The 26,391-nt window shown below is 72.8% G+C and carries 25 protein-coding genes; 8 read left to right on the top strand and 17 right to left on the bottom strand.

Annotation, left to right across the window (positions count from 1 at the left end; all coding sequences use genetic code 11):
* Window positions 1-225: 225 nt before the first annotated feature.
* Window positions 226-1,314, bottom strand: a complete 1,089-nt coding sequence (locus J8M51_RS06490) for a glutamate--cysteine ligase 2 (RefSeq protein WP_086752483.1) — start codon at window positions 1,312-1,314, stop codon at window positions 226-228.
* A gap of 530 nt (window positions 1,315-1,844) precedes the next feature.
* On the opposite strand from J8M51_RS06490, the gene rox reads away from it, so the two are divergent.
* Window positions 1,845-3,272 (top strand): rifampin monooxygenase, encoded by a 1,428-nt coding sequence (gene rox, locus J8M51_RS06485; protein ID WP_216588370.1) that lies wholly within the window; start codon window positions 1,845-1,847, stop codon window positions 3,270-3,272.
* Between the two features lie 298 nt (window positions 3,273-3,570).
* Window positions 3,571-4,212, top strand: a complete 642-nt coding sequence (locus J8M51_RS06480) for a GNAT family N-acetyltransferase (RefSeq protein ID WP_267299030.1) — start codon at window positions 3,571-3,573, stop codon at window positions 4,210-4,212.
* Between the two features lie 10 nt (window positions 4,213-4,222).
* On the opposite strand, the gene J8M51_RS06475 is transcribed toward J8M51_RS06480, so the two are convergent.
* The 11 genes from J8M51_RS06475 to J8M51_RS06425 all read right to left on the bottom strand — a co-directional run bounded on the left by J8M51_RS06475 (window position 4,223) and on the right by J8M51_RS06425 (window position 15,652).
* Entirely contained in the window at window positions 4,223-4,978 is a 756-nt protein-coding gene (locus tag J8M51_RS06475) for a class I SAM-dependent methyltransferase (protein WP_086757878.1), read from the bottom strand.
* 45 nt (window positions 4,979-5,023) lie between these two features.
* Window positions 5,024-6,229, bottom strand: a complete 1,206-nt coding sequence (locus J8M51_RS06470; RefSeq protein WP_086757879.1) for an aminotransferase class V-fold PLP-dependent enzyme — start codon at window positions 6,227-6,229, stop codon at window positions 5,024-5,026.
* Between the two features lies 1 nt (window position 6,230).
* The gene (locus J8M51_RS06465) at window positions 6,231-7,550 is read right to left on the bottom strand and encodes a pyridoxal-phosphate dependent enzyme (protein WP_086757881.1); all 1,320 of its coding nucleotides are present in this window, start codon (window positions 7,548-7,550) and stop codon (window positions 6,231-6,233) included.
* Window positions 7,547-9,028, bottom strand: coding sequence for a type III PLP-dependent enzyme domain-containing protein (locus J8M51_RS06460; protein ID WP_086757882.1), 1,482 nt, complete (start codon window positions 9,026-9,028; stop codon window positions 7,547-7,549). Before J8M51_RS06460 ends, J8M51_RS06465 begins: the two co-directional genes overlap by 4 nt.
* A gap of 215 nt (window positions 9,029-9,243) precedes the next feature.
* Complete coding sequence (locus tag J8M51_RS06455; RefSeq protein WP_086757884.1) at window positions 9,244-9,822, bottom strand: GNAT family N-acetyltransferase; 579 nt, start codon at window positions 9,820-9,822, stop codon at window positions 9,244-9,246.
* A gap of 55 nt (window positions 9,823-9,877) precedes the next feature.
* Window positions 9,878-10,546 (bottom strand): response regulator, encoded by a 669-nt coding sequence (locus tag J8M51_RS06450; RefSeq protein WP_216586779.1) that lies wholly within the window; start codon window positions 10,544-10,546, stop codon window positions 9,878-9,880.
* A complete protein-coding gene (locus tag J8M51_RS06445) occupies window positions 10,543-11,931 on the bottom strand; it encodes a sensor histidine kinase (RefSeq protein WP_267299029.1) in 1,389 nt (462 codons plus the stop codon). The genes J8M51_RS06450 and J8M51_RS06445 overlap by 4 nt, the downstream gene beginning before the upstream one ends.
* Before the next feature lie 123 nt (window positions 11,932-12,054).
* Window positions 12,055-12,885, bottom strand: coding sequence for a hypothetical protein (locus tag J8M51_RS06440; protein ID WP_086759279.1), 831 nt, complete (start codon window positions 12,883-12,885; stop codon window positions 12,055-12,057).
* A complete protein-coding gene (locus J8M51_RS06435; protein WP_086759277.1) occupies window positions 12,885-13,814 on the bottom strand; it encodes an ABC transporter ATP-binding protein in 930 nt (309 codons plus the stop codon). The genes J8M51_RS06440 and J8M51_RS06435 overlap by 1 nt, the downstream gene beginning before the upstream one ends.
* Window positions 13,815-13,956: 142 nt before the next feature.
* Window positions 13,957-14,679, bottom strand: coding sequence for a tetratricopeptide repeat protein (locus J8M51_RS06430; protein WP_267299028.1), 723 nt, complete (start codon window positions 14,677-14,679; stop codon window positions 13,957-13,959).
* A 52-nt stretch (window positions 14,680-14,731) separates the two neighbouring features.
* Complete coding sequence (locus J8M51_RS06425) at window positions 14,732-15,652, bottom strand: squalene/phytoene synthase family protein (protein WP_216586775.1); 921 nt, start codon at window positions 15,650-15,652, stop codon at window positions 14,732-14,734.
* 158 nt (window positions 15,653-15,810) lie between these two features.
* Between J8M51_RS06425 and J8M51_RS06420 the strand changes: the two genes are divergently transcribed.
* Window positions 15,811-16,815 carry a helix-turn-helix domain-containing protein gene (locus J8M51_RS06420; RefSeq protein ID WP_086764660.1) on the top strand — a complete coding sequence of 335 codons (1,005 nt, stop codon included), beginning with the start codon at window positions 15,811-15,813 and terminating at the stop codon, window positions 16,813-16,815.
* A gap of 34 nt (window positions 16,816-16,849) precedes the next feature.
* The gene (locus J8M51_RS06415) at window positions 16,850-17,635 is read left to right on the top strand and encodes a VOC family protein (RefSeq protein ID WP_086764657.1); all 786 of its coding nucleotides are present in this window, start codon (window positions 16,850-16,852) and stop codon (window positions 17,633-17,635) included.
* Here the strand turns inward: J8M51_RS06415 and J8M51_RS06410 are convergent.
* Window positions 17,622-18,884, bottom strand: coding sequence for a cation:proton antiporter (locus J8M51_RS06410; protein ID WP_236067228.1), 1,263 nt, complete (start codon window positions 18,882-18,884; stop codon window positions 17,622-17,624). The genes J8M51_RS06415 and J8M51_RS06410 overlap by 14 nt on opposite strands.
* Before the next feature lie 7 nt (window positions 18,885-18,891).
* On the bottom strand, window positions 18,892-19,362 hold the full coding sequence (locus J8M51_RS06405; protein WP_086755455.1) for a cation:proton antiporter regulatory subunit: 471 nt from the start codon (window positions 19,360-19,362) through the stop codon (window positions 18,892-18,894).
* A 268-nt stretch (window positions 19,363-19,630) separates the two neighbouring features.
* Here J8M51_RS06405 and J8M51_RS06400 point away from each other — a divergent pair, with 268 nt between their 5' ends.
* From J8M51_RS06400 to J8M51_RS06390, 3 genes are all read left to right on the top strand, one after another.
* The gene (locus J8M51_RS06400; protein ID WP_216586773.1) at window positions 19,631-20,647 is read left to right on the top strand and encodes a HAMP domain-containing sensor histidine kinase; all 1,017 of its coding nucleotides are present in this window, start codon (window positions 19,631-19,633) and stop codon (window positions 20,645-20,647) included.
* Window positions 20,644-21,303, top strand: a complete 660-nt coding sequence (locus J8M51_RS06395) for a response regulator transcription factor (RefSeq protein ID WP_216586772.1) — start codon at window positions 20,644-20,646, stop codon at window positions 21,301-21,303. Before J8M51_RS06400 ends, J8M51_RS06395 begins: the two co-directional genes overlap by 4 nt.
* Window positions 21,304-21,364: 61 nt before the next feature.
* Window positions 21,365-22,408 carry a 2-oxoglutarate and iron-dependent oxygenase domain-containing protein gene (locus J8M51_RS06390; RefSeq protein ID WP_086762515.1) on the top strand — a complete coding sequence of 348 codons (1,044 nt, stop codon included), beginning with the start codon at window positions 21,365-21,367 and terminating at the stop codon, window positions 22,406-22,408.
* Between the two features lie 63 nt (window positions 22,409-22,471).
* Here J8M51_RS06390 and J8M51_RS06385 read toward each other — a convergent pair whose 3' ends face one another.
* From J8M51_RS06385 to J8M51_RS06375, 3 genes are all read right to left on the bottom strand, one after another.
* The gene (locus J8M51_RS06385) at window positions 22,472-23,335 is read right to left on the bottom strand and encodes a helix-turn-helix transcriptional regulator (RefSeq protein WP_179203438.1); all 864 of its coding nucleotides are present in this window, start codon (window positions 23,333-23,335) and stop codon (window positions 22,472-22,474) included.
* A gap of 563 nt (window positions 23,336-23,898) precedes the next feature.
* Window positions 23,899-24,774, bottom strand: a complete 876-nt coding sequence (locus J8M51_RS06380; RefSeq protein ID WP_086762513.1) for an SCO6745 family protein — start codon at window positions 24,772-24,774, stop codon at window positions 23,899-23,901.
* Window positions 24,771-25,055 carry an acyl-CoA dehydrogenase family protein gene (locus J8M51_RS06375; RefSeq protein ID WP_256966246.1) on the bottom strand — a complete coding sequence of 95 codons (285 nt, stop codon included), beginning with the start codon at window positions 25,053-25,055 and terminating at the stop codon, window positions 24,771-24,773. Before J8M51_RS06375 ends, J8M51_RS06380 begins: the two co-directional genes overlap by 4 nt.
* 444 nt (window positions 25,056-25,499) lie before the next feature.
* Between J8M51_RS06375 and J8M51_RS06370 the strand changes: the two genes are divergently transcribed.
* Window positions 25,500-26,366, top strand: a complete 867-nt coding sequence (locus J8M51_RS06370; RefSeq protein WP_086762509.1) for a LuxR C-terminal-related transcriptional regulator — start codon at window positions 25,500-25,502, stop codon at window positions 26,364-26,366.
* Window positions 26,367-26,391 lie beyond the last annotated feature (25 nt).

Here is a 26,391-nt window from a genome sequence, read left to right as displayed (position 1 = left end):
TCCGGTCGCTGACGGGACGGCCGGACCGTGGGGTCCGCCGTACGTGCTGCACGCATTACCCCGTACCCGGCGACCTACGCGCGGACGGCCCTCCCTCGCAGGTGGGAGCCTGTCCGCGGGCCCCGCGGCCCGTCGGGTGCCGGGCACGCACGGCGACGCCCCGGACACCGCTCGCGTCCGGGGCGGGCACTCACGGACCCGGGCGCGGGAGCGCCGTGCGCGGACTCAGGCCTGGGTGTGCCGTACGCACGCCGCGACGACCTCGCGCAGACTCCCCGTGCGCTCCATCACCTCGCGCTGGACCCGGGCCCCGTTGCCGCGCCCCATCAGCGCGGCGACGCCGTCCCGGGCGAGGTCGGCGTCCCCGTGGTCGACGAGCGCGTCCTCCACGTGGTCGAGGAGCGCGCGGATCACGTCGACGGCGGGCCGGGGCCGCATCGTCGCCGGATCGACCAGGTTCTCCGACATCCCGGAGCGGGCGGCCCGCCAGGTGGCCAGCCGCAGCTGCCCCGTACTGTGGCCGAGCGGCTCGGCACCGGCCCGCCACTCACGGGCCGCCGTCTCCACGAGGCCCCGGGTGAGGGCCGCGACGAGGACCGCGGTGTCGGGGTGCAGACAGACGTCCGCGACCCGGATCTCGACGGTCGGATACCGCTGGGACAGCCGCGCGTCGAAGTAGATCATGCCCTCGTCGCGCACGACGCCCGTGGCGATCAGGTCCTCCACGCACCGGTGGTAGCCCTCCGCCGAGCCGAGGACGTCCGTTGGCCCGGCCATCGGCCACCTGTCCCACACCTGGCTGCGATAGCTGGCGTACCCGGTGTCGTGGCCCTGCCAGAAGGGCGAGTTGGCGCTCATCGCCCGCAGGACCGGCAGCCACGGCCGTATCCGGTCCAGTACGGCGACGCCCTCCTCGTCGGACTCCACCGACACATGAACATGGCAGCCGCAGACCAGCTGCACCTGCGTGGACAGGCCGAACTCCCGCGCCATCCACCGGTACCTGCTGTTCATGGTGATCGTCGGGCTCACCGGCAGCGGTGAGGTGGCCAGGGCCACGACCGCGCCGCCCAGCCCCTGCGCATGGCGCGCCGCGTCCTTTCGGCAGCGCACGATCTCCGCCCCGAGGTCGGCCATCGACGACTGCGGATGCGTGGCGAACTCCACCTGCTCGTCGTGGAGCTCCTTCTCGAACACGTCCTGTCCCGCCCCCTCCTGCGCGGCCCGGGCGAGCACCGCCGCGGCCCGTGCCTGCGGTTCGCCGCTCTCGGGATCGACCAGCAGGAGTTCCTCTTCCACTCCGACGGTACGCACGTCATCCGGCCCTTCTGCGCTCGGTCGCTGGGTGGTGGGAGCCGTGTGCCCCCGGACGACGCCGGAACACCTCTCCCGCCCGTCCGCGACCGTCACCGCCGACGAGGAGCGCGACCTGATCCGGTGCGCCGAGGACTGCCCGGACGACGTGCCGCGTCCGGAGGCGTACGTCCAGGGCGCGGAGCGGGGGAGGAAGACCGAGGTGGTCGAGCCGTTCCGCGGGGCGCGGGCTCGGGCCGGCCGCGGTTCGGGAGAACATCGGAGACTCCGTTCCCGGTACAGCGCCATTGTGGGCACGGCGCGTGCCGTCACGCGAACCGGAGGGTGCGCACGCCCCGTCCCCTGGCGCCGACGCCCGGGAAGGCCCCGGAAAACACAAAGGCAAGGAGTCCGTCGCTCCTTGCCACTCTCAACGTATAGCGCACCCGGGGGCTTGCGGCAAGACCCCTCCCATGCCGCAGAATCGCCGACCGAAGCGGAGGACGAAGCGAGAATCCGCGTGTACCTGGGGGTTGTCCATGGGGGTTGTGATGTACGACGTGATCGTCGTCGGTGGCGGTCCGACCGGGCTGATGCTGGCGAGCGAGCTGCGGCTGGCCGGAGTGGAGACGGTCGTCCTGGAGAGGCTCACCGAGCCGACCGGGGAGTCCCGGGGGCAGGGCCTGCACGCGCGCAGTGTCGAGGTGATGGACCAGCGCGGGCTGCTGGACCGGTTCCTCGCGGTCAGCAAGACGTTCCAGATCGGCGGGTTCTTCGGCGGCATCATGAAACCGTGGCCGGACAGCCTCGACACGGCTCACGCGTACGGCGTGGCCACCCCGCAGCCGGTCACCGAGCGCATCCTGCAGGAACGGGCCGTCGAACTCGGCGCCGACCTGCGGCGCGGCCACGAGCTGATCGGTCTCGGCCAGGACGAGCACGGCGTGACCGTCGAACTGGCGGACGGCACCCGGCTGGGCGCCCGCTACCTCGTCGGCTGCGACGGCGGCCGCAGCACGGTGCGCAAGCTGCTCGGGGTGGGCTTCCCGGGCGAGCCCGCCACGGTCGAGACCCTGCTCGGCGACATGCGGGCGACCGAGGACCCGGCGACGATCGCCGCGGCCGTCGAGGAGGTCGCCAAGACCCAACTGCGGTTCGGCCTGGCCCCCTTGGGGGACGGGCACTACCGCGTCATCGTCCCCGCCGAGGGTGTGTCCGGGGACCGTGCCACCCCGCCGACCCTCGACGATTTCAAGGAGCGGCTGCGGGCCTTCGCGGGCACCGACTTCGGGGTGCACTCACCGCGCTGGCTCTCCCGGTTCGGCGACGCCACCCGGCAGGCCGAGCGCTACCGGGTCGGCCGGGTCCTGCTGGCCGGCGACGCCGCGCACATCCACCCGCCGACCGGCGGGCAGGGCCTCAACCTCGGCGTGCAGGACGCCTTCAACCTGGGCTGGAAGCTGGCCGCCACGGTCAACGGCTGGGCCCCGGAAGGGCTGTTGGACACCTACCACACCGAGCGGCACCCGGTGGGCGCCCGGGTCCTGGACAACACCCGCGCGCAGATCACCCTGCTCGGCTCCGAGGCCGGGCCGACCGCGCTGCGGGCACTGCTGTCGAGGCTGATGGACTTCGAGGACGTGAACCGCTACATCACCGGCATGATCACCGCCGTCGACGTCCGCTACGACCTCGGCGAGGGCCACGACCTGCTCGGCCGCCGGATGCGGGACCTCCGGCTGAAGCGGGGCCGCCTGTACGAGCTGACCCACGACGCCCGGGGCCTGCTGCTCGACCAGACCGGCCGCCTCTCGGTGGAGGGCTGGACGGACCGCGTCGACCACATCACCGACACCGCCGAGGACCTCGACGCCCCCGCGGTCCTCCTCCGCCCCGACGGCCACGTCGCCTGGGCCGGCGAGGACCAGCAGGACCTGCACGACCGGCTTCGGCACTGGTTCGGCGCGGCGAGGGGGTGAGGGGGCGGCGGGGTCAGGTGCCGGGAGTGCTGCCCGCACGGGAGGCGCTGCCTGCACGGGGAGTGCTGCCCGCACCGGGAGTGCTGCGCCCGGCCAGGGGCTGGGCGGGGTGGCGCGGGCAGGTGCCCGGGCGTGGGGCGGGCACCGCGGGCGGGTGCCCGAGGGACGCAGCGGCCGTGACGGGGGCGGGCCGTGCGGGCAGGTGGATCGGTGCGGCGGCGGGCGTAGGGGAGCGGTACGGGAGGCGGGGGTGTCCGGACGCTTGTCGGGGCCGCCCCGTGCCGCGCAGGATGCTGCGATGACCTCGCCTCCCGCCGTACGTCCGTACCGTCCCGAGGACCACGACGCCCTTCACGAGATCTGTGTGCGGACGGCCCACAACGGTGGCGACAGCCGCCCGCACCACCGGGACCCCGATGTGTTCCCGGCGGCCTTCGCCGGCCCGTACGCCCACCTGGAACCGGAGCTGACCTTCGTCCTGGACGACGGGCGCGGGCAGGCGGTCGGGTACATCCTCGGCACCGCCGACACGGTCGCCTTCGTGGCGGAGTACCGCGCGAAGTGGCTGCCGCTGGTCGAGGACCGCTTCCCGGCGCCCACCGGTCCGGCGGTCGGCCCCGACGAGGGCATCGTCCAGCTGCTGCACCACCCGGAACGCATGATCCTCCCCGAACTCGTCCCCTACCCGGCCCACTTGCACATCGACCTGCTCCCCGACTGGCAGGGCCGGGGCCACGGCCGGGCCCTGATGCACACCTTCCTCCGGGCCCTGCGCGACGCCGGAGTCCCGTCCGTCCACCTGTCCATGCTCACCAGCAACACCCCGGCCCGCGCCTTCTACGACCGCCTGGGCTTCCACGAGATCGCGGTGCCGGACCCCGGCCCGGTGACGTACCTGGGGCGCGGCACCGCGATGGACGGCCGGGCACCCGACGGATGAGCGCCGCGGGTCAGCGGACGGCGGCCAGGACATGGCTCGGACCCACCTGCCAGACGGGTCCGACGTGGTCGAAGCCCGCCGCCCGCAGCAGGGCGACATGACCGGACAGGGTCAGATCGTTGCCCTCGCAGAGCGGACGGCCGCCCTCGTCGCGCCGGGACAGGAGCGGGGCCAGCTCCGGGTCGGTGGCCGCGCTCGACCACCAGGACTCCCAGTCCTCGTCGAGGGGCGCGGCGCTGCGCGCGGCCCGCCGCCGTCCGATGTCGAGGGCGAGTTCGGACACCTTCGTCGAGTCCGGGCTGATGTGGTCGCCGTTGATCAGGATGCCGCCGGGGCGCAGCAGCCCGGCGAGTTCCCGGTAGACCCGCCGCAGGGTCTCCGTGCCCAGGTAGTGCAGCGCGGTGGTCGACACCACCGCGTCCACGGGGCGGGCCAGGGCGAGCGTGTCGAGCCAGCCGGGCGCGCCGATCAGGGTCCTGACATACCTGAGGGCGCTGCCGTAGTGGGCGCTGCCCAGCTCCAGCAGGAGCGGGTCCGCGTCCACGGCGAGCACCTCGGCCGTCGGCAGCCGGCCGGCGAGGCGGGCCGCCAGACAGCCGGGGCCGCTGCCCAGGTCGAGGACGAGGGGCGCGGGGCAGTCGCGCGTCACATGCTCGACCAGATCCGCGATGACCTCGAACCGCTCCTCGCGGTCGACCGCGTACAGCCGCTGCTGTCGTTCCCAGCGCTCCACCCAACGCGCCGCCGTCGCCGTACTCAGATCCATGCCGGTCGCACTGCCTCCGCCTCGACTCGCTTCCGCTCATGGAAATCATTGCAGATTAGCGAGGGTCGAGAGCAACTCCTCGATCTCCCGGGGGGTGTTGTACACATGCAGACTCACCCGGACCGAACCGTCCTCCGCCGCGCGCCCCGCCTGGCAGTGGCCGTCCGTCCGGACCATGAAGCCATGGCTGAAGAGAATGAAACCGAGGTCCCGTGAGTCGATCGCCCGATGCCGGAAGGTGACGAGACTCCGGCGCCGCTGCACCTCGCTGTCCGCCGTGAGACTGGACCGGCAGCCGAGCACCTCGTAGGCGTCCATCCGGGCCAGCCCGTCCGTCAGCCGGGACGCCAGGTCCACCGTCCAGCGCTCGATCCGGTCCGTCCCGGCCGCGTCCAGCCAGTCGAGCGCCGCCGTCAGCGACACGATGCCGACCGTGTTGGGGGTGCCGCTCCAGCCCCCGGGCCGGAAGACCGGCCCCCGCAGATTCCGGGCCCAGACGGCACCGGTACCGGGCAGCGCCATCGCCTTGTGCCCGGAGAACACCACGAAGTCGACGTCGAGCGCGGCCGTCGACAGCGGCAGATGCCCCACGCTCTGCGCGGCGTCCAGACAGATCGGCACCTCCGGCCCGACCACCCGCCGTATCCGGTGCACGTTCATGTCGACGCCGTACACATGATGCACATGGGTGGCCGCCACGAAGCGGGTACGGGGGCCCACGACCTCGGCGAGCGCCCCGGGATCGTAGTCGCCCGAACCCTCCTGGTACGGCAGCTCCCGCACCCGGACCCGCACACCCCGCCGGGCCAGCAGGTCCCGCGCCTCCAGCCACGGCGACAGGTTCGCCTGATGGTCGGCGAACGGCACCACGATCTCGTCCCCGTCGGAGAGCAGCTCCGGCAGCCAGTCCCGGGCGACGCCGCGCAGCCCCTCGGTGGTCCCGCCGGTGAAGTGCACCGACGACCGCCCGGGCCCGGAATCGCCCAGGAACTCCTTCACCCGGTCACGGGCGTGCTCCACCAGTGCCGTCGTGGTGTTCGCCCAGGGATACGAACCCCGCCCGGCGTTCGCGTTCGACGTCGTCAGATACGTCTGTACGGCGTCCAGGACGGACCGCGGCTTCTGGCTGGTGGCCGCGCTGTCGAGGTACGCCAGCTCCGGATGCCCGGCGACGATCGGGAACTGGGCGCGCAGCGACCGCTGCCACTCGGCCGGTTCCGCTTCCGCCTGTCGTGCGACGGGATCGGTCATGTCAGTCACGCACCAGCGGCGCGCCCGCGTCCCGCCAGGCGATGATGCCCCCGGCCAGACTGCGTACATCGGGGTGCCCCATCCGGGTCAGCAGGGCGGCGTACCGGGCCGACTTCTCGCCGACCGGGCACGCGAGCAGCACCGGCTGCCGGGTGCCGAAGGGCAGCCCGCCCCGCAGGAGTTCCTCGAAGAGTTCGTCGACGATGTTCACCGAGCCGTCGATGTGCAGCGCCGCGTACGCGAACGGTCCGCGCAGGTCGACGACGAGGGGGCGCTGCGCGGCGATCCACTTCTGGGCCTCCTCGACGTCGACGACCGACGCCGAGCGGACCTCGGCGTCGGTGAGCGTGGCGACCGAGTTCTTCGCGGGCGGACGGCCCAGCAGGTCCGGGCGGCGCTGCCGGACGTAGTCGAGATAGCTCTCCACCCGGTCGCAGACGATGAACACCGCCGTCCTGCGCTCCGTCAGCCCGGCGTCCAGGGCGCGCAGATGACGGACCCCGCCGAAGTAGGCCGCCCCTCCGGTGGGCCCGGCGAGCAGACCGCACCGGCGCAGCAGGGTGAGCATCCCCTCGATGGCCTCCTCGGCGCTCACCGCCTCCATCGTGTCGTAGGTCGCCGGGTCGAAGATGCCGACCTCCTGCACCTCGTCGACGGTACGGATACCGGGGATGAAGTCCCCCTTCCGGCCCACCAGTCCGACGACCTTCACCGCCGGGTCGTGCGCGCGCAGGGCGCGGGCCACGCCCGTGGAGGAGCCGGCGGTGCCCACACAGGCGATGAACCAGTCGGGGGCCCGGCCGTCCAGGTCGGCGATGATCTCCGGGCCCGTCCCGGTGGCGTGCGCCTCGGTGTTGAGGTCGTTGAAGTACTGGTCGGTGTGCAGATGGGCGCCGCCGGGGCGGTTCAGCCGCTGGTGGAAGACGGTCAGCGGATCGTCGGTGTCGGTCGGGTCGAGACATTCGGACCGGCCCGGCAGCTCCTCGATCTCGGCGCCGAGCAGCAGAAGCAGATCCTTGATCTCGGGGATCCGCATCCGGTTGGTGACGCTCTTGAACGACAGCCCGTGCAGTCCGGCGATCAGGGCCAGCGCCTTGGCGGTGTTCCCGCTGGACAGCTCCACGATCGTCTCGCCGCGCTCCTTGGCGCCGGCCAGCTCCCGCCGGGTCATGCTCCACGCGGCCCGGTCCTTCAGCGAACCGAACGGGTTCAGCATCTCCAGCTTCGCGTAGAGGTCGATGTTGCGCAGACCGTGGACGGCCGGGTCGATACGGACCAGCGGTGTGTCGCCGATCGCGTCGGTGATGTTGTCGTACCTCATCCCTGCGGTTCCCCCGTACGGTCGAACGGCCAGTACTCCTCGTCCAGGCACCACCGCCACCTGCCGGCCCCCTCGGCGCCCGCCTCCTCGTGGACGGCCACCTTCCGTGCCAGGGGCTGCTGTTGGGCGTGGGTGGCGCCGAAGTCCATGCAGTACCCGGCCGTGTTGACGAAGGCGAGGAGATCGCCGGGGCGCGGCGGCCGGGGCAGGAACACGGTGCGGCGGGTGATGAGATCCGCCTCCAGACAGAGGTTGCCCATCAGGTGCACGCCCACCGGGCCCGCCGCCTCGGACGGGACCGGGTCGCGGGGCACGACCACCGGGTCCATCAGCACCCCGTGGTCCTCCAGGCCCACGTCACCGGCGTTCATCGCCAGCCGCACCATGGGCTCGCCCGTGTCCGTGGGCCGGACCTCCAGGACCCTGCCGAGGGTGAGCCCGCAACTGTCGGCGAGAGCCCGGCCGGGCTCGACGTAGAGGTCGTACATGCTCTCCAGCAGCAGGGTGCCCAGAGGGCGGCCGAGGCCCGGCGCCGTGAGGGAGAGCAACGCGTCGAGATAGTCGGCGCCGGCCGTGGGGCGATGGGCGGGGTACAGGCTCAGGGCGCCCTTGAGCGTGCCCTTCTCGGCCCGGAGACCGTAGCCGTGCCCGCCCCGGGTCAGCGGGGGGCGATTGCCCATGACGGCGCCGGTCAGCTCGGTGGTCCAGCGCTCCCACTGGGCCGCGTGCGCCAGGTAGTCGACGCCGAAGCCGCCGCCGACGTCGACGGCGCGGGGCTGGAAGCCATGGACGCGCAACTCCTCCATGGCCCGGAGGCAGCCTTCGAGCGCCGCCGCCTTCTCGTCCAGGCTCGTGGTGTCGAGGTGGTAGCCGACACCGATCGGCTCCAGCTCGTCCCGGTGCCGTGCGAGGACGTCGAGCAGCTGGTGCAGGGACTTCACCGGGGTCCCGAAGCGGCTCTCGCGGACGAGCCTTCTGGCACCGGACGTCCCGAAGCCGGACAGCCGCAACAGGACGCGGAGGCGCGGCAGTCCATGGGCCCGGACCAGACCCGCCGCCCGCTCCAGCTCGGCGGGACCGTCGGCGTTGAGACACGCTCCGACGCGCGCCGCGAGCCAGAGGAACGCCGGGTCCTTCGGGCCCGTCGCCATGATCCGGGAACCGGTGAAACCGGACCCGAGAGCGTGCCGCAGCTCACCGAGCGACGCGACGTCGACATCCGCGTCCGTCGTGGTCAGCCGGCGCACCAGGGCACTGGAACGGTTCGCCTTGTGGGCGAAGAAGATCCGCCCGGCCAGCCGGTGACGGTCGAGGACCGAACGGAAGCGCCGTACGTTGTCGGCCGTCCGGTCCGGCAGCAGGACGTTCAGCGGGGAGCCGAGGGCGTCCACGAGGCCGTGCAGGAACGGTGCCGAGTCGAGGAGGGCCGCGGTGCGCGGTTCCAGCCGTGGTGCCAGGTACAACGGGTCGTCGCGCATCCCAGCTGTTCCTCCCCACCGAGGAAGACGTACCGGTGCCGGCAGACGGTCATAACGACCGTAACCCTCCCCCCGCCGCGCCTTCCGAAATCGGGCGCGACGGGGGAGGGGCCGTTTCCCGACGTCCGACGGCTGGAACAGGACGGTCGGGAAGGGGAAAGGGGTTGAGGGATGAACGAACCGAGGGGGCGGAGGCGGCCGGCGGCTTCAGGGAATCAAGTGGCTTCAGGGGAACGAACGGTCCGCAGGGGGAGACTCATCAGGATCGCGTCCCGGTCGTCGCCGGGGGCGATCCGCAGCGCGCCGGGCCACCGGCCGACCTCCGCCCAGCCCACCCCGCGGTAGAAGTCCTCCAGACCCACCCCGCCCCGGGCGGAGAGCGTGAGCCGTTCCAGGCCCATCTCGTCGCGGGCGACGGCGTGGACACGGCGCATCAGCGCGGCGCCGATCCCCAGACCGCGGAAGCGGGGGTGCGTCTGGACGTGGTTGACCGTGCCGCAGTGCGTGCCGAGCCGGTGCGGCTCCCGGCGGACGATCAGCCAGCCCGCGAGCGCCCCGCCGACGGTGGCGACGAGCAGCCTGCCGCGCTCGGGGTGCAGTTCCCGCACGAGCCCGTCCACCACCGGGACGACGTCGTACGCACTCACCGGCAGCGGAGGGAACTCGGTGGCGAGGACCGCGCCACCCGCGTTCGCCACGACCTCCCAGCAGTCGGCGATCTCCCGTCTGAGCCCCGGGCCGACCTCCCCGGGGCTCGTCACCTGCAGGAACTCCGCGAGCTGATGCACCGTCATGGCGGTCAGCCTCGCACACGCGCAGCCGGGCGCGGGGCCGCCCAAGGCCCGGTGGCTACGGCTTGGCCCTCACCAGCCCCGCGTCGTACGCCATGATCACGGCCTGGACGCGGTCGCGGGCACCGAGCTTGGCGAGGACCCGGCCGACGTGCTTCTTCACGGTGGACTCGGTGAGGACGAGCCGTTCGGCGATCTCCGCGTTGGTCCAGCCCTGGCCGATGGCGACCAGTACCTCGTGCTCACGGTCGCTCAGGGTCCCCAGCCGGGGGTCGGCCGGAAGGGGGCCGCCCGCCGGGGCGAGCACCTGGTGGGCGTAGGCGTCGAGGAGCCGCCGGGTGAGGCTGGGGGCCACGACGGCGTCCCCGGTGGCGACCGCGTGGATGCCGGCGACGAGTTCCTCGGGGCGGGCGTCCTTGAGCAGGAAGCCGCTGGCGCCGGCCCGCAGCCCTTCGTACGCGTATTCGTCGAGGTCGAAGGTGGTCACGATGAGGACGCGGGTGCGACCGCCGGAGGCCACGATCCGGCGGGTCGCCTCCAGACCGTCCATGCCGGGCATCCGGATGTCCATGAGGACGACGTCGGGGCGCAACCGCGAGGCCAGGCGGACGGCCTCGCCGCCGTGCTCGGCCTCGCCGACCGGGGTGAGTCCGGGGGTCCCCTGGAGGAGCATGCGGAAGCCGAGACGCTGCAGGGGCTGGTCGTCGGCGATCAGCACGGTAGTCATAGCAGGGGGTCTCCTGGGTCCGGCCGGGTGGATGGGGCGGGAGGTACGAGGGGAGCGGCGGGGGGTGCGTCGAGCAGGGCGTCCACGATCCAGCCGTGGCCGGTGTCGCGGGGGCCGATGGTGACGGTGCCGCCGTACAGGGCGGCCCGCTGCCGGATGCCGACCAGCCCGTGCCCCGGGTCGTCGTCCCCGGGCTCCGGCTCGGTACGGACCGGCGGACCCGCCGGTACGCCGGTGTCGGTGACCCGGACGCGTACGGTGCCGGCCTCGGCGGTCACCCCGACCTCGGCCGCGGCGCCCGCGCCGGCGTGCTTGAGGGTGTTGGTCAGGGCCTCCTGGACGATGCGGTACACGGCGAGCTGCACACCGCTGCCGAGCGCGTCCAGATCGCCGACGGTCCGGAAGACGACGGGCACACCCGCCGCGCGGACCCGTGCCAGTAGGGGGTCCAGATCACGGATGCCGGGCTGCGGTTCGAGGAGCCGTTCGTCGTCCTGGCCCTCGCGCAGCACGCCCAGCACACGGCGGAGTTCGCCCATCGCCTGACGGCCGGTGTCGCCCAGGATGCGCAGGGCGTCGGCGGAATCCTCGCCCCGGTGGGCGGCGAGCACCGCGGCACCGTCGGCGACGCTGACCATGACGGAGAGGTTGTGGCCGACGATGTCGTGCATCTCGCGGGCCACCCGGGAGCGCTCGGCGGCGGCGGTGAGCCGGACGCGCTGGTCGCGCTCGACCTCCAGCCGGGTGGCACGGTCCTCCAGGCTCGCCAGATACATCCGGCGGATCCGCAGGGTGAGGCCGAGGGTGACCGACGCGGTGGCCGTGCCCAGCAGGAAGAACAGGCCGAGCAGCGGATGCTCGACCTGCCCCAGGAGCCAGACCGCGGCGGTCAGTTCACCGACGGTCACCGCGACGGCCCAGCCCAGCAGCCGCAGCGGGCCGCGCAGGGCCAGGCTGTACAGGGCGACGAGCATGCTGATCCCGGCCTGTTGCCAGATGTCCAGCGACCACTGGACGAGGGAGACCGCCGCGATCACGAAGAAGGTGACGCCCGGCGCCCGGCGCCGCCACCACAGCGGGGCGATCAGCGCGGCGGCCAGGAGGAAGGGAACGGCGGCGGGCAGGTCGGTGCGGTACTCCGTCTCCCCGAAGGGGCCGCCGTCCCTGCCGTGCATCAGCAGGTCGGGCAGGCTGAGCAGCGTCACGGCCAGCACCACCGCCGTGTCGAGCAGCCAGGGGTGCCGCCGGTCCAGCTCCCGCCGCCGGCGCTGTCCGCGCAGCATCCGGCCCAGGACCGGGTGCCAGCCGGCGTCGGACCCCGGGGACGGCGGGAGAGCCGTCCCCGGGGTCGCCTGCGCGCGGGGTGTCGCGCGGTGCGGACTCATGGTCCTCATTGTCCTCGGTCTCGCGGGTCGGGCGTCCGTGGTCCCGCAGGCGGGGCGGCGGCGGTCCGGCGGTGGGGCGCCGCCGGACCGGGAGGCGGGCGGCGCGGTGATGGTCCGCGCGGGTCAGGCGTCCGTGCGGACCAGGCGGAACGCCGCTCCCGCGAGGGCCAGGGCCACCCAGCCGGTGAAGACCGCGAGCCCCTGTCCGGGGGAGAGGGAGTTCGCGGACTCGGTGAGGGAGTAGACCGCCGACCCGGCGTTGCTCGGGAAGTAGGGGGTGAGCGTGTCGTACCAGGAGTCCGGCAGCAGCGTGGCGAGCCCGGGGAGGATGAGCAGGACACCGACCAGCGCCGCGATGGCCCCGGCGGAGGAGCGCAGCAGCACACCCAGCGCCACCCCGGCCACGGCGACCAGACCGAGATAGACCCCTGCCCCGGCCAGCGCGCGCAGCACCCCGTCGTCGCCCAGCGACAGCGAGATCCTCTCCCCGTCCAGGCCGGGCACACCCAGCTGGAACGCGGCCAGCGCGCCGACCGTGGTGAGCATCAGCGCGATCACCCCGATCACGGCGCTCTTGGACCACAGCACCGGCAGCCTGCGCGGCACCGCGGCGAGCGTGGACCGGATCATGCCGGTGCTGTACTCGCCCGCCGACAGCAGCACCCCGAGGACGCCGACGGCCAGCGACGCGAAGGTCACCCCGGTCAGCGCCAGACTGACGGCGTCACTGCTGCCGGACCCCGGTCCGGGCGGCCCGTCGGCGACGACGCCGGGGCTGTAGGTGTAGCTCGCGACGGCCCCGAACAGGATCAACAGCACCAGGGCCACCCCGAGCGTGATCCAACTGGAGCGCAGCGACCAGAACTTGGCCCACTCCGACCGCAGCACCCGCGGACCGGTCACCTTGCGCACGTCGGCGCGGGCGGGGACCAGGGAGAGATCGGTGGTGGTCATCAGGCGGCCTTTCGCGCGGGCTCGGCGGGAGCGCTCTGGTATTCGACGGCGTCCTGGGTGAGTTGCATGAAGGCCTCCTCCAACGAGACGGCCTGCGGGGTGAGTTCGTACAACGGCACCCCGTGCTCGGCGGCGATCGCCCCGATCTCCCGGGCGTCCCGGCCCGCGACGACGAGTTCCTCGCTGGCGGAGGAGCTGATCGTGACCTCCGCACCGGCCAGCAGCGAGCGCAGCTTCAACGGCTCGGTGGTGGCGACCTTCACCCCGCCGCCGCCCGCGTCCCGGACGAAGTCGTCCACGGTGGTGTCGGCCAGCAGCCGCCCCCGCCCGATGATCACCAGATGGTCGGCGATCAGCGCGGTCTCGCTCATCAGGTGCGAGGAGAGCATCACGGCCCGGCCCTCGTCGGCCAGCCGGCGCAGCAGGTTGCGCACCCACAGGACGCCCTCCGGGTCGAGGCCGTTGACCGGCTCGTCGAGCATCACCACCGCCGGGTCGCCGAGCAGCGCGGCGGCGATCCCGAGCCGCTGTCCCATCCCGAGCGAGAAGGCGCCCACCCGTTTGCCGGCCACACTGGTCAGCCCGGCCAGGTCGATCACCTCGTCCACCCGGCCGCGCGAGATGCCGTGGGTGTGCGCCAGGGCCATCAGATGATTGACGGCGGTCCGCCCCGGGTGGACCGACCTGGCCTCCAGCAGCGAGCCGATCTCGTGCAGCGGCGCCGCGTGCCGTGCGTAGGACCGACCGTTCACGGTGACCGTGCCCGAGGTGGGGGCGTCCAGGCCGATGATCATGCGCATGGTCGTGGACTTGCCCGCGCCGTTCGGCCCCAGGAACCCGGTCACCTCACCGGCCCTGACCGTGAAGCTCAGGTGGTCGACGACCGTCTTGTCCCCGTACCGCTTCGTCAGCTCACGCGCTTCGATCATGGCAGTGGGCCTTCCTCGCCTCGTACCGGGCCGCGATTCCCCCGCGGCCTCCGCCATCGAAGCTACGAGCCGGGCCGCCCGCCGCCCTGGGACCCCGGGGGAGTCTTCGGCTTCCCGGTGGTACCGCGGTACCAATGGGCTGTCATACCTCGGTATGCGGGACGCCCGTGTCGGGGTCCGCCGACCACAGGCGTGCCCGTGCCTCGTCGACCTGCCGTACGACGGCCGTCGCGTCGGCGGAGCCGGCGAGCGCGGACGCCTCCTCCGCCAGCGCCAGGGCGTCCTCACGACGGCCCTGCGCGGCGGCGATGTACATCAGCCCCACCAGATTCGCCGCCACGCCCGCCGGGAACCCCACCTCCCGGCGCAGTTGCACCGACTCCTCCAGCAGGTCACGCGCCGACTCCAGCCGGCCCGCGACATGTTCGGCGATGCCCAGATGCCGCAGCGCGTACGACAGCGTCAGCCGGTCCCCGGCCTCCGACGCCAGCACGCGGGCCCGCTCCAGGACCGGAACCGCGGCCCGGTCGTCGCCACGGACCACCTGGTGGAAGATCCCGACCCACAGCAGCGCCCGCCCCTCCCCGCCCGCGTCCCCGAGCGCCCGGAAGAGATCGGCCGCATGCCGGAACAACTCCCCTTCCCGCTCCCACCGTTCAGGACCGGAGGCACCGGGGGCACCGGAGGCACCGGAGGCGCGCTCCTCCAGGAACCGGGCGTGCAGCAGCCTGCCGCGGGTCAGGGCCAGTTCCGCCTCGACCGCGTCCAGATCCCGCTCGGCATCGCCCAGTCCGCTCGGGTCGCCGGCGAACACGGCACGCTCGTACGCCGCCTCGGCCCGCAGCATCCGTTCCTCGGTACTCATCCGCCCCGCCCCCTGGCGACCCGCTGCCGCCGCGCCCCTGTGACGCGGTCGTTCAGCGTCGTTCCGCGCGCGCCCTCCGGCGGGCGCCCAGCAGCACCCGCAGTGTGCCCGGCAGCGACGGGGACGCGGAGCCGCGTGGCAGCCGGGCGCCGCGCGCGAACGCCGCGTCCGCCGTCAGCAGTTCGATCCTGATGACCGCATCCAGCAGCACTCCGGTGGGACCCGCCGTGAGGACGGGCTCCTCGGCGGCGGCCCGCAGACAGACACGGGCCGCCTCGACCTGATCCTCCACCAACTCCCGTACCGCCGCCGACTCCCGGCCCTCCGCAAGATCCGCCACGGAGACCGAGAAGCGGTCCAGGGTCTCCAACGGGATGCCCAGCCGCCCTTCGGGCAGGTCCTCGGCCAGGTCGTTGACGAAATCCAGCCGTTGGCTGCCGTCGATGAGCGTGCGGCAGGCGGCCCGGAACCGTCCGTACCGCGCGTCGTCGGTCTCCGGGCCGACCAGACATGCCACCAGCAGGAACGCGGGCAGCGAATAGGCGTCGACATACGCCTGGTAGTCGGCCTCGGTCGCGAAGCCGGTGAACTCCAGGTCGGTGGTGGCGGTGGCCAGATACTCCTCGACCGCCACGCGCAGCCGCGGATGCGCGTCCGTGGTGTGCACCAGCGCGCGGATCAGCGGGTCGTCGCTGATCCCCGTGTCCAGCGCCTTGCGCACCGCCTCTTCCCAGGACGCCCACGCCGAGATCCGCTGCGGCTTCGGGCCGGTGTCCAGGAGGTCGTCCCCGTGATGCATCACCGCCGTCGCCGCCACGACATGGGGCAGCAACGGCCGGGGCGCCAGCAGCCGCGCCGCGATGTACGGGGTCCGCCGCACCCGCGCCACCAGGTCCCGCTGCGCGGTGTAGTCCCTCCGCGATTCCGGCTCCCGCACACCGGCGGCGTCCAGGCTCTGCTCCCACACACTCATGCGCCGATCGTAGGCGGGCCCGCCCGGGCACGGCCGATGCCCCCGGGGGCTGCCTCCGCACCCCTTGCGGGGGGAGCGGAGGCGCCGCGATCGCGGCCGGTGCCGCGTGCGAGGATGGCGGCGCGAAGACCCGGCGGGGGCATCGGAGATGGGACGCAATGATCGGGACCGTGTTCCGCAGTGAGGACGTGCCTGCGGGAGACAGATTCGACTTCTGGCGAGAACTGCTCGGCGCGACCCGCGCGAGCGAGACGATCAGCGCGTACTCCGCCGACTTCCGGGCGGAGTTGCGGTTGATGGAGCTGGGGCCGGTGACCGTGTGGCCGGCGTCGTTCCTGCCGTCCCGCTACCGGCGCGACCAGCGGATGGTGCGCCGGTCCGACCCCGAGCTGTACCACCTGACGCTGCTGCTCGACGGCGCCCTGACCCTCGAACACGCGGGCCGCTACGACACGTTCGGGCCGCGTGATCTGCATCTGGCCGACAGCTCACGGCCGTACGACATCCGGTCGGTGGACTGCCGGGGCGCCGCTGTCATCAGGGGGGTGGGCGTCGACTTCCCCAAGGCGCTGCTGCCGCTGCCGCCGGACCGGGTCCGGGAGTTGCTGGGCCGGGGGCTGCCGGGGAAGGAGGGCCTGGGCGGGCTGTTGGCCGACTTCCTCACCGGTCTGGACCGTCAGGCCGAGTCCCTGCGGCCGTCCGACGCGCCCCGGCTGGGCACGGTCGTCCTCGATCTGCTGTCGGCCTGGTTCGCCCACGCGCTGGAGGCCGAGGCCGCGCTGTCGCCGGAGACCCGGCTGCACGCGCTGACCCGGCGCATCCGGGCGTTCATCCGGCAGAACCTGCACGATCCGGAGCTGACGCCGCCGGTGATCGCCGCCGCGCACCACATCTCCCTGAGCTATCTGCACCGCGTCTTCCGGCAGCAGACGCAGGGGGAGACGGTCGCCGCCTGGATCCGTGCCCGGCGGCTGGAGGGCGCCGCCCGCGATCTCGCCGACCCCGCCCTGCGCGCCACCCCGATCCATGTCGTCGGCGCCCGTTGGGGCATGCCCCGCGCCTCCGACTTCACCCGCGCCTTCCGTACGGCGTACGGACTCACGCCGCGCGAGTACCGGCTGCGGGCGTTGCCCGAAAGCCGGGCGACGCCTCCCCTTCAGTAGTTAGGGTTACCTAACTACTGAAGGGGAGTGCGGCATGGCATCGGCGTCACCTGAGCCCACGACGGCTGTGGCGGCTGTGGAGTCACCGGAGTTCGATCATCTCCTGCACTGTGTGCCGGAGGTGGAGTCGGCGGTGGCCGCCTACGCGTCCGCCGGGCTTCCCGGGCACGCCAACCCGCCGTACCTGGGCTTCCGGAACGGCGCGTGGCGGCTGGACGTGCGGTACGTCGAGATCCTCACCGTCGTGGACCGGACCGAGTTCGCCCGGTCCCCGTACGGCGGTGCGATGGCACCCCTGATGCCCTTCGTCGACGAACTCCTCACGGCGGGCGGCGGTGCGCTCAACTTCGCCGTCCATGTCACCGACGTCGCCGCGACCGCCGAGCGGCTGCGGCGCGACGGCCACGAGGTCGAGCTGCTGACCTTCGCCCGGGAGGGCTCGCCCGTGTCGTTCCGGGAGGCGTTCCTGCTCGACGCCCCGCGCTGGGCGCCGTTCTTCATCACGTACACCCCCGGCCGGCAGGTCATCCTCGACACCTACCGGGGCGGCGGGGGCAACCGGGGCGAGCACGACCTCGCCGGGTTCGTCGTCGAGACGCCCGACCCGGCGGGGGCCGCGGCCTGGCTGAGCCGGCTCACCGGCGTCCCCGCCGCCCCCGGTGAGCCGGGGGAGACGGTCGTGCCGCTGCCCGGCGGCCATGTGCACTTCACCTCCGGCCCGGCGGACCGGATCACCGAGCTCCTGCTGACCGGGGGCACCCCGCCCACGACGGTGATCCGCGGCCTCGGGATGCGTCCTCGGCGGCTCACTCGGCGGTAGCGGCGGCCTCCTGGCGCGGGGCGCGGCGCCGGACGTACCAGGAGGCGACCGGCTCGGTGTACCGGGCGGTCAGCGGGCCGACGACGACCAGGATGAGGACGTACGCGGTGGCCAGCGGGCCGAGGGAGGGTTCGATGCCGGCGGTGACGGCGAGGCCGGCGATGACGATGGAGAACTCGCCGCGGGCGACGAGGGTGCCGCCCGCCCGCCAGCGGCCCTTCGCCGCCACGCCCGCCCGTTTCGCCGCCCAGTAGCCGGTGGCGATCTTCGTGGCCGCCGTGACGACGGCGAGGGCGAGCGCGGGCAGCAGTACGGGCGGGATGCTGGCCGGGTCGGTGTGCAGGCCGAAGAAGACGAAGAACACGGCGGCGAACAGATCCCGCAGCGGCGCCAGCAGACCGTGCGCCCCCTCGGCGACCTCACCGGAGAGCGCGATGCCGACGAGGAACGCGCCGACGGCGGCCGACACCTGGAGCTGCTGGGCGACCCCGGCGACCAGCAGGGTCAGCCCGAGGACGACGAGCAGCAGCTTCTCGGGGTCGTCGCTGGAGACGAAGCGGGAGATGTGCCGCCCGTAGCGGACGGCGACCAGCAGGACGAGCCCCGCGACGGAGAGGGCGATGGCCAGGGTGACACTGCCCGCCGCGAGGCTCGTACCGGCGACCAGCGCGGTCAGGATCGGCAGATAGACGGCCATCGAGAGGTCTTCGAGGACGAGGATGCTCAGGATGACCGGTGTCTCGCGGTTGCCGAGCCGTCCGAGGTCGCCGAGGACCTTGGCGATGACGCCGGAGGAGGAGATCCAGGTGACGCCGGCGAGGACGACGGCGGCGACGGGGCCCCAGCCGAGCAGCAGGGCCATGGCGGCACCGGGCAGGGCGTTGAGGGTGGCGTCGACGAGCCCGGCGGGGTACTGGGTCTTGAGGTTGGAGACGAGATCGCTCGCCGTGTATTCGAGGCCGAGCATGAGCAGCAGCAGGATCACGCCGATCTCGGCGCCGATCGCCACGAACTCCTCGCTGGTGCCCAGTGGCAGCAGCCCGCCCTCCCCGAAGGCGAGACCGGCCAGGAGATAGAGCGGGATCGGGGAGAACTGCAGACGCCCGGCGAGCCGGCCCAGCAGCCCCAGCCCGAGGATGATCGCGCCGAACTCGATCAGGAAGACGGCGGAGGAGTGTCCCGACGACGCCGACTCGGCGGAGAGCTGCTGCAGGGCCGGGTGCGCGGTGACGTGTGTGGCGAGGTGCATGGTGGGGTCACGTCCGCCCGAGTATCGCGGCGGCCGACTCCACACCCTCCCGGGTGCCGATCACGATGAGCGTGTCACCGCCCGCGAGGCGGAAGTCCGGAGTGGGGGAGGGGATCGCCTGGGCCCGGCGCAGCACGGCCACGATCGAGACACCCGTCTCGGTCCGCATCCGGGTGTCACCGAGGACCCGGCCGTTCCAGTACGACGTGGACGCCAGCTCGATCCGCTCCGCCACCAGCCCGAGGTCGGTCGTGGAGAGCAGGTTCGGACTGTGATGGCCGGGGGAGAGCGCGTCGATCAGCAGCGCGCTCTCCGGTTCCGTCAGATGCAGCGCCTGGGCGCAGGCGTCCGGGTCGTCGGCCCGGTAGACGTTCACCGTCCTGGTGCCGTCCCGGTGCGCGATCACCGACAGATGACGGTGCTCCCGGGTGGTCAGGTCGTACTGGACACCGATCCCCGGCAAGGGTGTGGTGCTCATCCGGCCGGCAGGCACAACCCCTCCCCCTCTTCGTAGAACTCTGCGTGGAGCCTTGCGTGGAACTCTGCGTGGAACGCTCGTGGCACTTTGCGACAGCGGCGCCGCACACACCCGTGTCGAACGGGGTGACCGGGCGTGACGAGGGGACATGTTGCCATCCGCGAAGAGGCCGGGCATATGGGTGTCAGCACGGATGGACAGGGCCGGTACGCGACGGAAAGGGTGGGGCGGGGCAGTGGGCCCGGAGCCGTGGAGGGAGCATGGAGGCATGTCGCTGTACTGGCGGATCTTCCTGTCCAACGCGGCCGTGCTCCTGGTCGCCGTCCTGCTGCTCCTGGGCCCGGTCACCGTCTCCACGCCCGTGCTGTTCGGCGAGGCCCTGGTGCTGCTCGCCGGGCTGGGCGTGATGCTGATCGCGAACGCCGTCCTGCTGCGGGTCGGGCTGGCCCCCCTCGGCCGGCTGACCCGGGCCATGACCACCGCCGACCTCCTGAGACCCGGCAGCCGGACCACCGTCACCGGGCCGGTCGAGATCGCCGAACTCACCAAGTCGTTCAACGCCATGCTGGCCCGCCTCGAAGCGGAGCGTGCCACGAGTTCGGGCCGTGCCCTGTCCGCGCAGGAGGCCGAACGCCGGCGCCTGGCGCGCGAGCTCCACGACGAGGTCGGGCAGACCCTCACCGCCGTGCTCCTCCAGCTCAGCCACGCCGCCGACCTCGCGCCGCGCGCCGTACGCACCGATCTGCGGCAGGCACAGGAGACCACCCGCGCGGGCCTGGAGGAGATACGCCGCATCGCGCGCCGACTGCGCCCCGGCGTCCTCGAAGAACTGGGCCTGCACAGCGCCCTGCGCGCCCTCACCGCGGAGTTCACCACCGCACGGCTGCGGGTCACCGCCCACATCACCCCGGGTCTGCCCCGCCTGGACCCCGACACCGAACTCGTCCTCTACCGCATCGCGCAGGAGGGCCTCACCAACACCGCCCGCCACGCCGGCGCCACCCGCGCCGAGATCCATCTGCGCCCCCTGCCGGACGGCCGCATCGCCCTGCTGATACGGGACGACGGACGCGGTATCGCCGCCGCGCCCGAGGGAGCCGGCCTCAACGGCATGCGCGAGCGGGCCCTGCTCATCGGCGCCGATCTGACCATCGGCACCGCCTCCCGAGGAGGAACGGAGATCATCCTGCACGCCACGACCGCCGCCCTCGCCCCCACCGGCGACGACACCCCCACCGCCGGCCTCGGCCCCGTCACCGACCGCGTCCCGGAAACCGCGCGATGACCCGGCCCGCCCCGGCCCGCATCCTCCTCGCCGACGACCACGCCCTCGTCCGCCAGGGCGTGCGTCTCATCCTCGACGCCCAGCCCGATCTGACGGTCGTGGCGGAGGCCGCCGACGGTGTGGAGGCGGTCGCGCGGGCCCGCGAGGGCGACATCGATCTGGCCGTCCTCGACATCGCGATGCCCCACCGGACCGGACTGCAGGCGGCCCGCGAACTGTCCCGGCTGCGGCCCGAACCGCGGACGCTGATGCTGACGATGTACGACAACGAGCAGTACTTCTTCGAGGCCCTGAAGGCAGGCGCCTCCGGCTACGTCCCCAAGTCGGTCGCCGACCGCGATCTCGTCGAGGCCTGCCGCGCCGCCCTCCGCGACGAACCCTTCATCTACCCCGGTGCCGAGACCACCCTCATCCGCACCTACCTCGACCGTGCCCGTACCGGTGACCGGCTCCCCGAACGCCCCATCACCGAGCGGGAGGAGGAGATCCTCAAACTCGTCGCCGAGGGCCACACCTCCAAGGAGATCGCCCGCCTCCTCGTCATCAGCGCCAAGACCGTCGAACGCCACCGCGCCAACCTCCTGCACAAACTGGGCCTGCGCGACCGTCTGGAACTCACCCGCTACGCCATCCGCACGGGCCTGACGGAGCCCTGACCCGCCGTCGGTCCCTCAGTCGGGGGTAGTGGACGAAGGGCGTCCGGTTCAGGGTGAGGGCATGACAGAACTGCAGACCTTCGTACTGCCCTCGACGGTTGACGGCAGTGACACGGACAAGGCACTCGGCCAGGCACTGATCGCCGCCTGGCAGGCCGACGGCATCTTCCAGATCCAGGCCACACCGGAACAGGAAGCCGCCACCGAGCGGGCCCTCGACGCCTCCCGGGGGTTCTTCGGCCGCCCGTTCAAGGAGAAGGCCGGGCACGTGTCCGACCTCACCTACAGCGGGTACGTCGCGTCCGGTGAGGAGGAGACGGCCGGGGAGAAGGACGGCTCGGAGATCTTCACCGTCTGCCCCGACATCCCCGAGGACGACGCCCGGGTGGCCGGGAAATGGCCGTGCCACGGTCCCGCGCCCTGGCCGTCGCAGAGTTACGCCGACGCCATGAAGGCGTACATGGGCACCGTCGGCGACATCGGCGAGAAACTGCTGCGACTGGTCGCCCTGGGTCTCGGCCTGGACGACATGGACCACTTCACCAAGCTCACCGACGACGGCTGGCACCACATGCGCGTCCTGCGCTTCCCACGCGCGGACGCCACCTCCGAGCGCGGCATCGGCTCCCACACCGACTACGGTCTGCTCGTCATCGCGGTCCAGGACGACGTCGGCGGCCTCTACATCCGTCCCCCGGTGGAGGGCGAGACCCGCGGACGCAACTGGCTGCCCGGCGAGTCCATGGCCGGGCGGTACGAGAACGAGGAACCCTGGACCTTCGTCACCCCGGTCCCCTCGGTGTTCACCGTCTTCCCCGGCGACATCATGCAGTTCATCACCGGTGACATCCTCCTCTCCACCCCGCACAAGGTCCGCCTTGCCGACCGCGAGCGGTACACCATCGCGTACTTCCACGAGCCGTCCTTCCAGGCCGTCGCCCGGCCCCTGGAAGGCGGCGCGGAGGACGAGTTCATCCACTACGGCACGCACTTCACCAACATGTTCATGCGCTGCTACCCCGAGCGCACCGCGACCGCCCGCATAGAGAACGAGGACCGGCTCACCGTCCTCGAACGCCTCCGCAAGGAAGCCCTCACCTCCTGAACCACGACCGAAGCCGCCCGGCCGGTGCCGGGCGGCTTTCGCGCGTGCGCACGCGTGAGTCACTCAGGGCAGCAGCCCCAGACGGCGGGCCGTCACGACCGTCTCCATCCGGGTGTGGCAGCCCAGCCGGCGCATGGCGCTGCGCAGATAGCTCTTCACCGTCTCGGCCCGCAGACCGAGTTCGTCCGCCACATCGGCGTTGGTCCGCCCCAGCGCGACACAGGACAGCACATCGAGTTCCCGTGACGAGAGGCCGCTGAACGGGTGGGCGGCGGGGGCCGCGGCGGTGGCCAGCCTGTCGGACACGCCGACGACCCGGTCGCGCAACTCGTCGTCGGTGAGCTGCTGGGCCAGGATCCGCAGCTCCGCGTACGCCTCACGGACCGTCTCCCACCGGGGAGACGTGGGACCCGCCGACCGGTCGGCCTTCCCCGGGGGCTCGTTGAGGGCGTCGAGACGGCGCAGCACCTCGTCCCGGACCGCCAGGTTCTGTTCCAGGTTCCGGGCGGACTGCATGACCGCGTCGACCGTCCGGTCGCCCAGGGCCACGGACCGGCGGACCGCGCCGTACATGACCGCCCGCACCGTGCGGTTCACCACCACGGGTGCCGCGACGACGCCGTGGATGCCCTCCGCGGCGACCATCAGGTCGTAATGGTGGCTGATCTGCGTGGAGTTCGCGTAGTCGTTGACGGCGATGGGGCGTTGCAGGGCCACCACCTTGCCACCGAGCCCCATGCCGAACCCGAGGGTCAGACCGAACAGGGCGTTGGTGGAGTTGCCCGTGAACTCGGTGAGCTGTGCGTGCCGTCCCCTGACCACGACCCCGCCGAAGGCGAGGTCCACGTCGGTGCTGTCCCGTAACGCGGTGACGCCACGTTTCACCTGGCGGTCGTCGTCCGGGACGGGGGGTGATTTCACTGTCATGCGGCTACCTCGATCTGCCCGGGGGCAGGATTGCGCCCCCTGCCCGACATGTACGCGGGCTTCGTGCGGAAGTGGTACTTGTGCTGTGACTGCTCTGACTCCATACGTGAAAGCGGGGTTTGCGACTCTTCGACGACTGTGGCCAGGCCCGGAGTCGGTCGATCGGGCGGAGCGGCTTCCCCGTCCGGGGACCGACGGCGAGCCGGGCTGCAGGAACGCGTTCCACGCCCAGGGGTCGGTCAACCCGGCTTTCGACGTGCTCGGCGACCATCGGACTGACCGCGTCGAGCCGTGCCGCGTCGAGCCGTACCGCGACGGCCTTCCCGGCGGTGACGGGGTCCCCGAGATCACCGGCGACCCGGAGCATCGGCGTCGGGCGCGCTCGCCGTGGCCGGGGTGTGCTGATCGGGGGAGGTGGTGGGGGCGTGTGGTGCGCCCAGGTGGTTCAGATGGGTCACGTGTTCCGCCAGGCGGTGTGGGGGTCGTGGTCTTCCACGGTGCGGGTGCGAGCCGGCCGAGGACTTCGGCGCGGCTGTGAGCCGGCCCGGGACTTCGCCGGGGCGTCAGCCGGGCAGAGTCCTCGGGGCTGTCGGGAGGTGGATGCCGAGGCCGTCGACGATCCGTTCGGCGGTCGGCTGGAGGAGGGTGTACAGCCGGTGGGTGCGCTGGGCGCCGAGGGTGTCCCAGGGCGTGGCGGCGAAGCGGTCGGTGAGAATCTCGACGGTGTCGCGGGCCGCGCGGCCCCCGGGCGTGAGGCCACCGTCGGAGTCCAGCAGCCGGCGGTCGCGCAGCCGCCGCTCGCCCTCGGCCCACTCCTCGTCGGTCCAGCCCCGGCGGGCCTGGATGCTCGACCGGACCTCGCCGCCCGCCGCCGTGACGGTCACCAGCGCCTCGACGGCGTCGAACCCGGCGTGCGTCAGCGCCGCGACATGCCCGTCCCCCCGGTACTCGCGCAGGGTCGTGACCGCCTGCCACAGCGCGAGGTGGGGCGGCCCGGGCAGCGGCAGGGCGGCGTTCGCGGCGCCGAGGGGACGGCCGGGCGCGCCGCACGCGGCGGCGGCCGACGCGGCGAGGGACGCGGCCTCGGCGATGTCCGGACCGTCGACGGTCCTGCCCAGCAGCGCGCGCAGCGCCGCGTCCACACCGGCCAGCCGGGCGGCCAGGATGTCGTCGGGCGGCGCCGCCTCCCAGACGGACGGCACCGCCCGTGCGACCAGAGCGGGCTTGAAGTGGTGGAAGAGCGCGGTGACCACGGACGCCGGGGCCGGGCCCAGCGGGGCGGCACGGCTGCCGAAGTAGCCGCGCCACATGCCCTTCAGCCCGATGTCCGCGAACGCCTCCTGGACCTGGGGCGCGTAGTAGAGCACCGCGTGATACGGCTCCATCACGTCGTGCAGGGCCCGGGCGGTGGTCCGGGGCGCCACGACCGGCGCGCTCACCGGGCGGCCCCTTCCACGAACGGGCCGTGCACCCCGGGGAGCTCGCCCGACGCCGTGGAGAACCGCGGCAGTCCCGACAGATCCCGCTTGTCGATCTCGTCGGCGCGGAAGAGCCGCCCGACCTCGGAGGTGCCCATCCGGATCCGGTCGACACGGGCCACGCGGTGGAGCCGCTCCACGGGGTTGTCCCGCAGGTGGCCGCGCCCGCCGACGATCCGCACCGCGCGGTCGACAGCGCTTTCTTCGAGGTCGGCGAGACGTGGAGAGAACGAGAAATCCATGGGGGCGCCTCTCTGTGCGCGCAGGCTCGGGGCTGCTGGGGGCACGCAACGGTCCTGTGTCCAGCGGGCCTTGAGTCGGGGGAGGGAGAGAGCGCGGGGCTCGCACCCGGCCCGGCCGGAGCCGGGAGCGGCCTGTCGCTGGCACCACGATGAGGTAAAGCGGGGCGTCCAGCTACCCCCGTCTGAGGGTGGCGCGCGCGGGAGCGGACTACTGAACGTCCGATCAGAAAGACGCGGCGGACGCCTCGGCGCGGCGTGGGATCTGCGGCCCGTGCGATATGTGCACGTGTCAGCCGCCGCGAGGGCTGACTTTTCGTCAACTAGGTTTCCGTGGCGGGCTCTTGACGCGATCGCGACCCTTGAAGAACTGTTCTCCTGACGACGGGGGAGTCGCCCACAGCGATGTGTCATCCACTGTCGGTCAGGTGAGGAGTCGGCCCTGTCGTGTTACCGGCGGAAGACAGCGAAAAGGCCGCGGCCGCCCGCGCGGCGGTTCTGACTCTGCGCAGGGAGAGCGGGATGCCCGTCGCCGGGGCGGCCTGGGTGGTCGGCACCCACCAGCTGCGGATCGGCGAGACGAGCGGCGTACGGTCACCGGAGCGCCGGGGCCTGTCCGTCCCGGCCGGGGCGGGACTGATCGGCAAGGTGCTGCGGACCGGCAGGCCGGCGGCGGTGAGCGACTACCGCAGGGCCCAGCGGATCAGCCACGAGTACGACTCCTTCGTCGCCGCCGAGGGCGTACGGGCGATGGCGGCGGCCCCCGTGATCGTGGGCACCACCGTCCGGGCCGTCCTCTTCGTGGGATCGCGCGACGCGGTACGGCTCGGCGACCGGGTGCTGACGGCGATGACCCGGGCGGCACGCGACCTGGAGCAGTTCCTCGCGTCCCATGAACAGGTCGACCGGCTGCTGTCCGAGGCCCGCGAGGTGCGGGACAGCACCGCGCCCCATGACGGCGCCGCCCTGGTCCGTGTCCACGAAGCCCACGCCGAACTGCTGGCTCTCAGCGCGACGCTGGACGACGGACACCTCAAGAACCGCTTCCACGAGGTGTGTTCCCTGCTGGGACAGGGCTGCTGCGCCGAGGAGGCCGAGGGGCCGCCGGCGCGGCAGCCGCCGCGGCTGTCGCCCCGCGAGCTCGACGTCCTGACCGCGGTCGCCGAGGGCTGCACCAATCTCGGCGTCTCCGAACGGCTCGACATCGGCCTGGAGACCGTGAAGGGCCATCTGCGTTCGGCCATGCGCAAACTCGGCGCCACCACCCGCTTCGAGGCGGTCACCGCCGCCCGGCGCGCCGGCCTGCTGCGCTGACCCCCTCACCGAGGCGGCCCCGGTC

The organism is Streptomyces griseiscabiei, from assembly GCF_020010925.1.
In the GTDB taxonomy this organism is placed as follows: Bacteria; Actinomycetota; Actinomycetes; order Streptomycetales; family Streptomycetaceae; genus Streptomyces; species Streptomyces griseiscabiei.
The sequence above is the reverse complement of the archived record's forward strand: the minus strand, read 5'-3'. Positions and strand labels throughout refer to the sequence as shown.